The sequence below is a fragment of the Streptomyces sp. WAC05292 genome (assembly GCF_003949955.1).
In the GTDB taxonomy this organism is placed as follows: Bacteria; Actinomycetota; Actinomycetes; order Streptomycetales; family Streptomycetaceae; genus Streptomyces; species Streptomyces globosus.
This window is the reverse complement of the sequence record NZ_RPSE01000219.1, coordinates 1-10,218: the sequence shown is the minus strand read 5'-3', so window position 1 is coordinate 10,218 and position 10,218 is coordinate 1. Positions and strand designations below refer to the sequence as shown.

The following is a 10,218-nucleotide window of genomic DNA, read 5'->3' as shown; positions in this document are numbered from 1 at the left end:
CTCCCTGCGGTCGCGTCGCTGCGCGATGGCCCTTGCGGGCCACCCTTGACAGGACGTCCCGCCCCGGAATGCCAACAAGCTGCCGGGAAGCCCCCAGGGGAATGGCCTGGAGGGAGGGTGAGGCATGAGGGGGCATCAGGGAGCTTTCTCTCCCGCCCCGGCGGCCGCATCCCGCCCCACCGGCATCAGCAGACCCGCCGGCGGCAGCCGTGCCGGCTCTGGTGTCGCGAAACGATGTCCAGAGCGTCATCCGGCGACAGGAGCGCCCCAGATCGCTACGTGGCCGGGCTCTTTGGGCGTCCGGAGGCCGTCCGGGGCAGGGGCGGCGCGTCAGATCGCTACGTGGCCAGGCTCCCTTGGGCGTCCGGCGGCCGTCCTGGGCGGGGGCGGCGCGTCAGATCGCTACGTGGCCCGGCTCCCTTGGGCGTCCGGCGGCCGTCTGGGGCGGAGGCGGCGCGTCAGATCGCTACAGGGGCGCCGTCGGCTCGGCGGCTGACCGTGGGATAGCAGGGGGCGACGGGGGTGAAGGCTGCTCCTGCGGCCGGACGCCGAAAAGGGAGCGGCGGCGGCGAGTCGGACCGCTTCGCGGTCCTGGCGGCGGTCGGGCGACGAAGGACCGAGGGGTGTGGCGGTCTGGGGCGCTTCGCGGCCCGAGTTGACCGGAGTGTGTAAAGGGGGCTCGGGCGCTTCGCGGCCCCGGGCGGCGGTCGGCCGCTGAGCAGAGGGCGCCCACGTGGCGATCTGGGGCGCTCCTGTTTCCGGATGATGCTCTGGGCGTCGCTTCGTGCGGTCAGAGCCGGCCGGGATCTCGCTTCGGTTCTGCTGATGCCGGTGGGGTGAAAGGGGCCGCTTGGGCGGGAGAGAAAGCTCCCTGATGACCCCCTATGGCTTCGCTCCCTCCAGGCCGTTTTCCTGGGGGCTTCCCGGCAGCTTGTTGGCATTCCGGGGTGGGTCGTCCTGTCAAGGGTGGCCCGCGAGGGCCATCGCGCAGCGACGCGACGACGAAGGAGGAGCGCCCTTTACAGGACGGCCCGCACCGGAAGGACAATGGGCTGCCGGGACACCCCCAGCACCATCCGACCCCGAATCGCCGGCTCCCGCCTCACAGGTTTTCGCCGCCTCCCCCGGCGAGCCGAGTGGGTGCTCCCGCCTCACCCGCATCCAGCCGTCGCCCTGTCGATCCCGCGTGCGTGGCTGCCGCTGGTCCCCGGTTCCGCCGTCTCCTGTCCAGCCCGCGTGCGCGGCTGCTGCCGATCTCCCGGCCCGCCGCCGTCCGGCCCGGTTTGTGCGGCTTCCGCCAAGCCCGACCTCGCCCTCGCCTGCGGACCCCGCCCGTGCGGATGCCGTCGCCTCGGCCACGTCGCCTCCGGCCGCACCCGCTTGCGCGGCCTCCGCCGCCCCCGCCGCGCCGTCACCTTCCGGACCCGGCCCGCGGGGGCCCGTGCCCGGTTCGGGCGTTGTCTCTCCGGCCTCCGAGCGGCCGCGTGCTCCGCGGTTTGCCCGGCCTGGCGGCTCCCGGCGCGGCCCGCTGCGTTCCCCCGGCGCTGCCGCGCATCCCCGGTGCGGGCCGGGGGCGGTCGTGGCCGGCCCCCTGCCCCGCCGCGGCCCGCGGGGCAGGGGTGCGGGGTCGTGGCCTGAAGGTGGCGGGGGCATGGCAGGCTTGGGGCATGGCCGCTCAGATTTCCCCCAGCATCCTGTCCGCCGACTTCGCCCGTCTCGCCGAGGAGGCGAAGGCCGTCGAGGGTGCCGACTGGTTGCACGTCGATGTCATGGACAACCACTTCGTCCCGAACCTGACCCTCGGCATGCCGGTCGTCGAGTCGCTCAGCCGGGCCACGGACATTCCGCTCGACCTGCACCTGATGATCGAGGACCCGGACCGCTGGGCGCCGCAGTACGTGGAGGCCGGGGCCGGCTCGATCACGTTCCACGCGGAGGCGGCGGCCGCGCCGGTGCGCCTCGCCCGGGAGATCCGGGCCAAGGGCGCGCGTGCGGCCATGGCGCTGAAGCCCGCGACGCCGATCGAGCAGTACGAGGACCTCCTCCCCGAGCTCGACATGCTGCTGATCATGACGGTCGAGCCGGGGTTCGGCGGCCAGCCGTTCCTCGACATCATGCTGCCCAAGATCCGCCGGACCCGGGAGCTGATCGCCAAGCACGATCTGGACATCTGGCTGCAGGTCGACGGCGGTGTCTCCGCCACCACCATCGAGCGGTGCGCGGAGGCCGGGGCCGACGTCTTCGTGGCCGGCAGCGCGGTCTACGGGGCGGTCGATCCGGCAGCTGCCGTACGCACCCTGCGCGAGCAGGCGGACGTCGCGATCGCCGCGGCGCCCTGGGTATGCGACCACTGAGGCAAGGGTTGGTGGACGGCTCGGTGAACGGGAGCCGTCCAGGCTGATCAACGGCCGCCGGATCTGACAGGATGAACGGCGAGTCGAGAGTGTGAACAGCAGTGAGGAGAACGCGGTGTCGGCAATGTCGGCGGGACGGTCAGCCCTGCGGATGGGACCCGCGGAGCTGGTGCAGGCGGCGGCCATGGCCCGCCGCTTCTACCTGGAGGGCAAGTCCAAGATCCAGATCGCCGAGGAGTTCGGCGTGAGCCGCTTCAAGGTGGCCAGGGTGCTGGAGACGGCCCTCGAACGCGACCTCGTGCGGATCGAGATCCGGGTGCCGGCCGAACTGGACGCGGAGCGCTCCGACGCGCTCCGTGCCCGGTACGGGCTGCGGCACGCCGTCGTGGTCGAGTCCCCGGCGGACACGACCGAGGACGCGCCGGACCCGGAGAACCTGGGCGCGGTCGCGGCCGACCTGCTGGGCGAGCTCGTCAGCGAGGGCGACGTGCTGGGCCTGGCCTGGGGCCGGTCGACCATCCACATGGCGGCCTCGCTGCACCGGCTGCCGCAGTGCACCGTCGTGCAGCTGACCGGCGTGTACGACGCCGGCACGGCGGAGCGCGGCTCGGTGGAGGCCGTGCGGCGCGCCGCGCAGGTGTCCGGCGGCGACGCGCACCCGATCTACGCGCCGATGCTGCTGCCCGACCCGGCGACGGCGGCCGCGCTGCGCAGCCAGACGGGCATCGCGCGGGCCTTCGAGTACTTCGACAAGGTGACCGTCGCGGCCGTGTCGATCGGCTCCTGGGAGCCGGGCATCTCGACCGTGCACGACATGCTGACCGACGAGGAGCGCGCCCACTACGCCTCCCTCGGCGTGGCGGCCGAGATGTCCGCGCACCTCTTCGACAAGGACGGCCGCCGGGTCGGCCGCGACCTCGGCGAGCGCTGCATCACGGTCGAGGCGGACCGGCTGCGCCGGATCCCCGAGGTGGTGGCGATCGCGGGCGGCCTGCGCAAGGCGGCCGCGATCGGCGCGGTCCTGCGGTCGGGCCTGGTGACGAGCCTGGTCACGGACACGGCGGTGGCTGACTACCTGCTGACCGAGTCCGAGCCGGGCCTGCGGCCGGCGCTGGACCGGGCCGACCCGGACGACTGATCCGGCGGTGTCGTGGGCGATTCGCCCGCGAAACGGATTTTTGGCACGATCGGGGCATGATCGTGAGGAGCGTGCCCCGGCTGCTGTCCCGCGTGCTCGGGGCGGTGTTCCTGGTCGTGGCCCTGGCGGCCGCGGCGGGGTGCGGCCCGTCCGGGCCCGCGCAGGGTGCGCTGCCGTCGCAGCGGCCCTCGGCGTCCGCTCCCGCGTGGGCGCGGGGCATGGCGGCCGTACGGGCCGACGAGCTGCCTCCGCAGGCCCGCGAGGTGCTGGCGCTCATCGACCGGGGCGGGCCGTACCCGTACCGGCAGGACGGGGCGGTGTTCGGGAACTTCGAGAAGATCCTGCCCCGGCAGAAGCGCGGCTACTACCACGAGTACACGGTGCGCACCCCGGGGGAGCGCGACCGCGGCGCCCGGCGGATCGTGACGGGGAGCGGCGGCGAGTTCTACTACACGGACGACCACTACGACTCCTTCAAGGCGGTTCTCCGATGACCCTGCATCCGCGACCGCTGGCGCCGGCCCTGGCCGCCGCCGAGGAGGCCGGCTGGGTGACCGTACGGGTGGACCTGGGCGGGGTGCGCGGCAAGGCGGAGCTGATGCGGCGCTGGGAGGAGGCGCTGGAGCTGCCGCACTGGTTCGGGCGGAACTGGGACGCGCTGGCCGATGCGCTGGGGGACCTGTCGTGGCTGTCGGAGGCGCCGGGGAGGCTGATCGCGGTGACGTCCTGGCGCGGCTGGGCGGCGGCGCGCCCCGGGGAGTGGGAGACGCTCCGCGAGGTGCTGGAAGAGGCCGTGGAGCGCGCGCGGGAACCGGGCGGCGGGGTGCGGCTGGACGTGGTCGTCGACGACGGATCGGTCGGGCCGCCCGAGGGTGCGCCCGCCGCCCGGTCCTGACGCCGCCGGCCGGTCCTGACGCGGCCGCCCGGTCCTGAGGCGGCCGGCCCCGCCCCCGGCCTCTCAGGCCTGCTCGGGGCCCTCGGGCCGAGGCCCCTTCCCGCCGGCGTTCTCCTCGCGGTCCGGGCCCGCCTCGCGGACCTCGCGGACCTTGGCGAGGGATGCGCGGAGCTCGGCGAGCCAGGCGTCCGTGTTGCGGCCGACGAGGCGGACGCACCAGGCGAGGGCGTCGGCCCGGCTGCGGGCCACGCCTCCCTCGACGAGGGTGTCGAGGACCTGCCGCTCCGGCTGGCGCAGCCGTGTCATGACGGGGACGGCCAGGTGGGTGAAGAGGATGCGCTCCGCGCCGGAGCGGACGCCCCAGGCGACCTTGCGGCGGTAGAGCTCTTCCGCCTCGCGGGCGACTTCCATGCGCTGTCCGCGGGTGCGTTCGCGGAACGCCTCGGGCGACTCGCCGGCGGGGAGGGTGCCGACGACGGTGATCTCCTCGCGGTCGGCCACGACCTCATCCACGGACGCGTAGACGCCGGCCGGGATGCGGTCCGCGAACCAGGTGCGGAGCTGCTCGCTCTGTTCGGCTGTAATCATGTAATCAACGTTGCATCCGACGGCCGGTCCCGGGCAAGGGGCGAGGCGTCCCGAAGTCGGAGAACGGCCTGCCCGGACGCCCCGTGGTAGGAACCCACCAGCAGGTCCGGTATGTCCTGGACGATCAGCCGGGGCGGCTTTCGTGCCGGGCCGTGTGAGAATGAAGTACGTGCGTTTCCTCGGCTGCCCTTCCTGGGTATGACGGGATCCTCCGACTCGACTGGGATGTTCTGCACGTGCGTTTCCTCAATGACCTGAAGCCGCCGTACGACCTGACGTACGACGACGTATTCATGGTGCCGAGCCGCTCCGCGGTCGGCTCCCGCCAGGGCGTGGACCTCTCGGCCCCCGACGGCACCGGCACCACCATTCCGCTCGTCGTCGCGAACATGACCGCGATCGCCGGCCGCCGCATGGCCGAGACCGTGGCCCGCCGAGGCGGGCTCGTGGTCATCCCGCAGGACATCCCGATCGAGGTCGTCACCGACGTCATCTCCTGGGTCAAGACCCGCCACCTCGTGCTCGACACCCCGATCACCCTGGCGCCCACCCAGACCGTCGCCGACGCGCTCTCCCTGCTGCCCAAGCGCGCCCACGGCGCCGGCGTCGTCGTCGACGCCGACAACCGGCCGGTCGGCGTGGTCACCGACCACGACCTGACCGGCGTGGACCGCTTCACCCAGCTCTCCGAGGTCATGTCGAAGGAGCTGCTGCTCATCGACGCCGGCATCGACGCCCGCGAGGCCTTCAACAAGCTCGACGCCGGCCACCGCAAGCTGGCGCCCGCCGTCGACGCCGACGGCCGCCTCGTCGGCATCCTGACCCGCAAGGGCGCCCTGCGCGCGACCCTCTACACGCCCGCCACCGACGCCGCCGGGCGGCTGCGGATCGCCGCCGCGATCGGCATCAACGGCGACTACGTCGGCAAGGCCAAGCAGCTCCTCGACGCCGGCGTGGACACCCTCGTCATCGACACGGCCCACGGCCACCAGGAGTCGATGATCAACGCGATCAAGGCCGTGCGCGCCCTGGACCCGCAGGTCCCGATCGTCGCCGGCAACATCGTCGCGGCCGAGGGCGTCAAGGACCTCGTCGACGCCGGCGCCGACATCATCAAGGTCGGTGTGGGCCCCGGCGCCATGTGCACGACCCGCATGATGACCGGCGTGGGCCGCCCGCAGTTCTCCGCGGTCCTGGAGTGCGCCGCCGAGGCGAAGAAGTACGGCAAGCACGTGTGGGCCGACGGCGGCGTCCGCCACCCGCGCGACGTGGCGATGGCCCTGGCCGCCGGCGCGTCCAACGTGATGATCGGGTCCTGGTTCGCCGGCACCTACGAGTCCCCGGGCGACCTCCAGCAGTCCGCCGACGGCCGCCTCTACAAGGAGTCGTTCGGCATGGCCTCGGCGCGCGCCGTCCGCAACCGCACCTCGGAGGAGTCCGCCTACGACCGCGCCCGCAAGGCGCTGTTCGAGGAGGGCATCTCCACCTCCCGCATGTTCCTCGACCCGCAGCGCCCGGGCGTCGAGGACCTGATCGACTCGATCATCGCGGGTGTCCGCTCCTCCTGCACCTACGCGGGCGCCGGCTCGCTGGCCGAGTTCGCGGAGAAGGCCGTCGTCGGCGTCCAGTCCGCCGCCGGCTACGCCGAGGGCAAGCCGCTGCACGCCAGCTGGAGCTGACCCTCCCCACGGCCCGCCCGGCGGCCCCGGCCCGTACCCGCGCAAGCGGTCGGGCCGGGGCCGCCGGCGTGTTCACGGAGCCCCGGCGCGAGCCTTCACGGCAGCCGCCCCGGCGGGGTGCTGTACACCCCGGCGCGGTACTTCGGGATCCGCAGGGTCACCTTCATGCCCGCGCCGACGCCCGTCTCGATGACCGGGCCGTACGCGTCCCCGTACACCTGCCGGATCCGCTCGTCCACGTTCGTCAGCCCGATCCCGGGCGAGGACCCCGCCCGCTCCCCGGCCTCCCCGGCCAGGATCCGCCGGAGCAGTGCCGGGTCCATCCCCACGCCGTCGTCCTCGACGGTGATCACGGCCTCCGCGCCCGCGTCCCGGGCCGCGATCGTGATGAGGCACGCCCCGGAGGAGTCCTCCAGGCCGTGCTTGACCGCGTTCTCCACCAGCGGCTGCAGGCACAGGAACGGCAGGGCCACCGGCAGCACCTCCGGCGCGACCCGGAGGACCACCTTCAGCCGGTCCCCGAACCTGGCCCCGGCCAGCGCCAGATACTGCTCGATCGACCGCAACTCCTCCGCCAGCGTGGTGAATTCGCCGTGCCGGCGGAAGGAGTAGCGGGTGAAGTCGGCGAACTCCAGCAGCAGGTCGCGGGCCCGCTCCGGATCGGTCCGCACGAACGAGGCAATGGCCGCCAGGGAGTTGAAGATGAAGTGCGGGGCGATCTGCGCCCGCAGCGCCCGGATCTCCGCCTCCATCAGCCGGGTCCGCGAGCGGTCCAGCTCGGACAGCTCCAGCTGCACCGACACCCAGCGCGCCACCTCGGTCGCCGCGCGCACCAGCACCGCCGACTCCCGCGAGCCGTACGCCACGAGCGCGCCCAGCACCCCGTCCTCCCCGGTCAGCGGGGCCACCACCGCCCACCGCAGCGGGCAGTCCGGCCGCTCGCAGCCCGTGCGCACGCTGAGGCTGCGCCCCGAGTCGAGCACGGCCGCCACGCGGGCCACCGCCCGCTCCTCGTGGTGGTCGGCGCCCGGGCCGTCCCAGGCGAGCACCGCCTCCCGGTCGGTCAGGCACAGCGCTTCGGTGCCGAGCAGCGAGCGCAGCCGCCGGGCGGCCTTGCGGGCCGAGTCCGCGGTCAGGCCGGCCCGCAGCGGGGGCGCGGCCAGCGACGCCGTGTGCAGGGTGTGGAACGTCGCCCGCTCCACCGGAGTCCCCAGGTCCGGCCCGGAGGTCCGGTCGGCGCGCCGGGCGTGCCACCGGCCGCCCGCCCAGCCCGCGCCCGCGAGGGCCGCCGCGGCCGCGGCGCACGCCGCGGTGAGCGCCGCGCTCACGGGGCGCCGCCCGGGCGGGCGCCGGCCACGGATTCCGGCAGGTGCAGCCGGGCCAGGGTCGCAGCCGTCCCGGCCGGCACGCGCGAGCGCGTGGCCAGCGACACCAGCACCATCGTCAGGAACCCCAGCGGCACGGACCACGCGGCCGGCCAGGCCAGCAGAGTGTGGGCCCAGCCCCGCGGGGCGGCCCCCGCCCGCGTCGCGGCCACCGCGCCCAGGGCGGCCCCGCCGCCGGCGAGCAGCCCGGCGACCGCGCCGGGCGGGGTGAGCCCGCGCCACCAGATGCCGAGGACGAGCAGCGGGCAGAAGGAGGACGCGGACACGGCGAACGCGAGCCCCACCGCGTCCGCGACCGGTGCGTCGGCCAGGGCGGTGCTCCCGGCCAGCGGCACCGCCATCGCCGCGACGGCCGCGACGCGGAAGGCGCCCAGCCCCCGCCGGGGGAGGACGTCCTGGTGCAGGACCCCGGCCACGGCCATGGTCAGCCCGGACGCCGTCGACAGGAAAGCGGCGAACGCCCCGCCCGCGAGGAGTGCTCCCAGCAGGTCGCCCGGCAGCCCGCCGAGGACCCGCTCGGGCAGTACCAGCACGGCCCCGTCGGCGTCGCCTGTGAGGGCGAGTTCGGGGACGTACGTCCGGCCGAGGGCCCCGTACAGGGGCGGCAGCAGGTAGAAGGAGCCGAGCAGGCCGAGCACGGCCAGGGTGGTGCGGCGCGCGGCCCGCCCGTCGGGGCTGGTGTAGAAGCGGACCGCGACGTGCGGCAGGCCCATGGTGCCGAGGAAGGTGGCCAGGATCAGCCCGTACGTGGCGTACAGGCCGGACGCCGGGACGTCCCCCCGGTCGCCGGCCAGGGGCTCCGACCAGCGGGAGGCGCCCGCCCCGGCCGCCGGACGGGACTGCGGGACGGGGGTGCCCGGCGCGAACTCCAGCCGGGTGCGCGCCCCGACGAGGTGCTCGCCGGGGGAGAGGGCGAGCGGTTCGGCGGTGTGGGTGCGCCCGTCGACGCGGCCGGTGGCCGTCACCGCCAGCGGCGCGTCCAGGGTCAGCCGCACGTCCTCGGCGAGGGTGACGGCGGTGTGCTCGCGGAAGACGGCCGGGGCGTCGAAGGAGGCCCGCGGGGCGCCGTCGGCTGCCCAGGCGGCCAGCAGGAAGAACGCGGGCACGAGGAGGGCCGTCAGCTTGAGCCAGTACTGGAAGGCCTGGACGAAGGTGATGCTCCGCATCCCGCCGGCGGCGACGGCTGCGGTCACCACGACGGCGACGACGGTGCCGCCCGCCCAGTGCGGGGCCCCGGTGAGGATCTCCAACGTCAGCCCGGCGCCTTGCAGTTGCGGCAGCAGGTAGAGCCAGCCGACGCCCACCACGAACAGCACGGAGATCCGGCGCACAGCCCGCGACTCCAGCCTCGCCTCGGCGAAGTCGGGCAGCGTGTACGCCCCCGAGCGCCGCAGCGGGGCCGCGACGAGCGCCAGCAGCACCAGGTAGCCGGCGGTGTAGCCGAGCGGGTACCAGAGCATCCCCGGCCCCTGGAGCAGCACCAGTCCCGCGACCCCGAGGAAGGAGGCCGCGGAGAGGTACTCGCCGCTGATCGCGGCCGCGTTGAGGCGGGGGCCGACGGTGCGGGAGGCGACGTAGAAGTCGGAGGTGGTGCGGGAGATCCGCAGCCCCAGCGCGCCGACGAGCACCGTGGCCAGGACGACGGCGGTGACCGCGGTCAGCGCGTACGTCTGGTTCAACGGGGGTCCTTCGGCCGGGGGAGGGGTGACGGAGTCTACGCACGGTGCGCGAGTGGCAACAGGCGTGATCCGGCGCGTTCCGGCGCCCCGCTCCGGCCACACCCGGCCGGGGGGCCGCCCGGCGCGCGGGCGGCGCGCGGGGAGGTGCTCCGGCGCCCCGGGGGCGGCGCGGTCAGCGTGCCGCGCCCCGGTGCTCCGTGCAGTCCCGCAGGGCGATCTCCAGCTCCACGTACGAGTCCTCGGCCCGCCGGAAGGCCAGCTTCAGGGCGGCCTCGGCGCGCGGCGGCAGCTGCCGGCCCGCGCCCTCGCCGGCCTCGTACAGGACGTCGGCCCAGCGGGCGGCGGCACTGCGCAGCCGGGCCAGCAGCGCCTCGGCCTCGTCGGGTCCCGCGGGCCGGGCGCGGGGCAGCCCCGCCACGGCGTCGAGCAGCGCCTGGATGTCGGCCATCCGCCCACCCTCCCCTGGTGACGTCCGCTCCCACGATAGGGCGGCCCGGGGG

General features: G+C 74.9%; 9 protein-coding genes. 5 read left to right on the top strand and 4 right to left on the bottom strand.

Translation table 11 applies throughout. From position 1 onward, the window contains the following. Positions 1 to 1,667: 1,667 nt before the first annotated feature. From rpe to EF903_RS21145, 4 genes are all read left to right on the top strand, one after another. Positions 1,668 to 2,354, top strand: a complete 687-nt coding sequence (gene rpe / locus EF903_RS21160; RefSeq protein ID WP_125545487.1) for a ribulose-phosphate 3-epimerase — start codon at positions 1,668 to 1,670, stop codon at positions 2,352 to 2,354. A gap of 91 nt (positions 2,355 to 2,445) precedes the next feature. Further along, positions 2,446 to 3,492: a sugar-binding transcriptional regulator gene (locus tag EF903_RS21155; protein ID WP_174250431.1), complete on the top strand. Its 1,047-nt coding sequence runs from the start codon at positions 2,446 to 2,448 to the stop codon at positions 3,490 to 3,492. 56 nt (positions 3,493 to 3,548) lie between these two features. Further along, entirely contained in the window at positions 3,549 to 3,986 is a 438-nt protein-coding gene (locus EF903_RS21150; protein ID WP_125545485.1) for a ribonuclease domain-containing protein, read from the top strand. Further along, entirely contained in the window at positions 3,983 to 4,387 is a 405-nt protein-coding gene (locus tag EF903_RS21145; protein WP_125545483.1) for a barstar family protein, read from the top strand. The genes EF903_RS21150 and EF903_RS21145 overlap by 4 nt, the downstream gene beginning before the upstream one ends. Before the next feature lie 63 nt (positions 4,388 to 4,450). Here EF903_RS21145 and EF903_RS21140 read toward each other — a convergent pair whose 3' ends face one another. Next, positions 4,451 to 4,975, bottom strand: coding sequence for a hypothetical protein (locus EF903_RS21140; protein WP_125545481.1), 525 nt, complete (start codon positions 4,973 to 4,975; stop codon positions 4,451 to 4,453). 230 nt (positions 4,976 to 5,205) lie between these two features. Here EF903_RS21140 and EF903_RS21135 point away from each other — a divergent pair, with 230 nt between their 5' ends. Further along, complete coding sequence (locus EF903_RS21135) at positions 5,206 to 6,654, top strand: GuaB1 family IMP dehydrogenase-related protein (protein ID WP_390336417.1); 1,449 nt, start codon at positions 5,206 to 5,208, stop codon at positions 6,652 to 6,654. A 95-nt stretch (positions 6,655 to 6,749) separates the two neighbouring features. Here the strand turns inward: EF903_RS21135 and EF903_RS21130 are convergent, their stop codons facing one another. The 3 genes from EF903_RS21130 to EF903_RS21120 all read right to left on the bottom strand — a co-directional run bounded on the left by EF903_RS21130 (position 6,750) and on the right by EF903_RS21120 (position 10,166). After that, complete coding sequence (locus tag EF903_RS21130) at positions 6,750 to 7,982, bottom strand: histidine kinase (protein ID WP_125545477.1); 1,233 nt, start codon at positions 7,980 to 7,982, stop codon at positions 6,750 to 6,752. Beyond that, positions 7,979 to 9,718 carry a cation acetate symporter gene (locus EF903_RS21125; RefSeq protein ID WP_125545476.1) on the bottom strand — a complete coding sequence of 580 codons (1,740 nt, stop codon included), beginning with the start codon at positions 9,716 to 9,718 and terminating at the stop codon, positions 7,979 to 7,981. Before EF903_RS21125 ends, EF903_RS21130 begins: the two co-directional genes overlap by 4 nt. A 172-nt stretch (positions 9,719 to 9,890) precedes the next feature. Continuing rightward, positions 9,891 to 10,166: a hypothetical protein gene (locus EF903_RS21120; RefSeq protein ID WP_125545474.1), complete on the bottom strand. Its 276-nt coding sequence runs from the start codon at positions 10,164 to 10,166 to the stop codon at positions 9,891 to 9,893. Positions 10,167 to 10,218 lie beyond the last annotated feature (52 nt).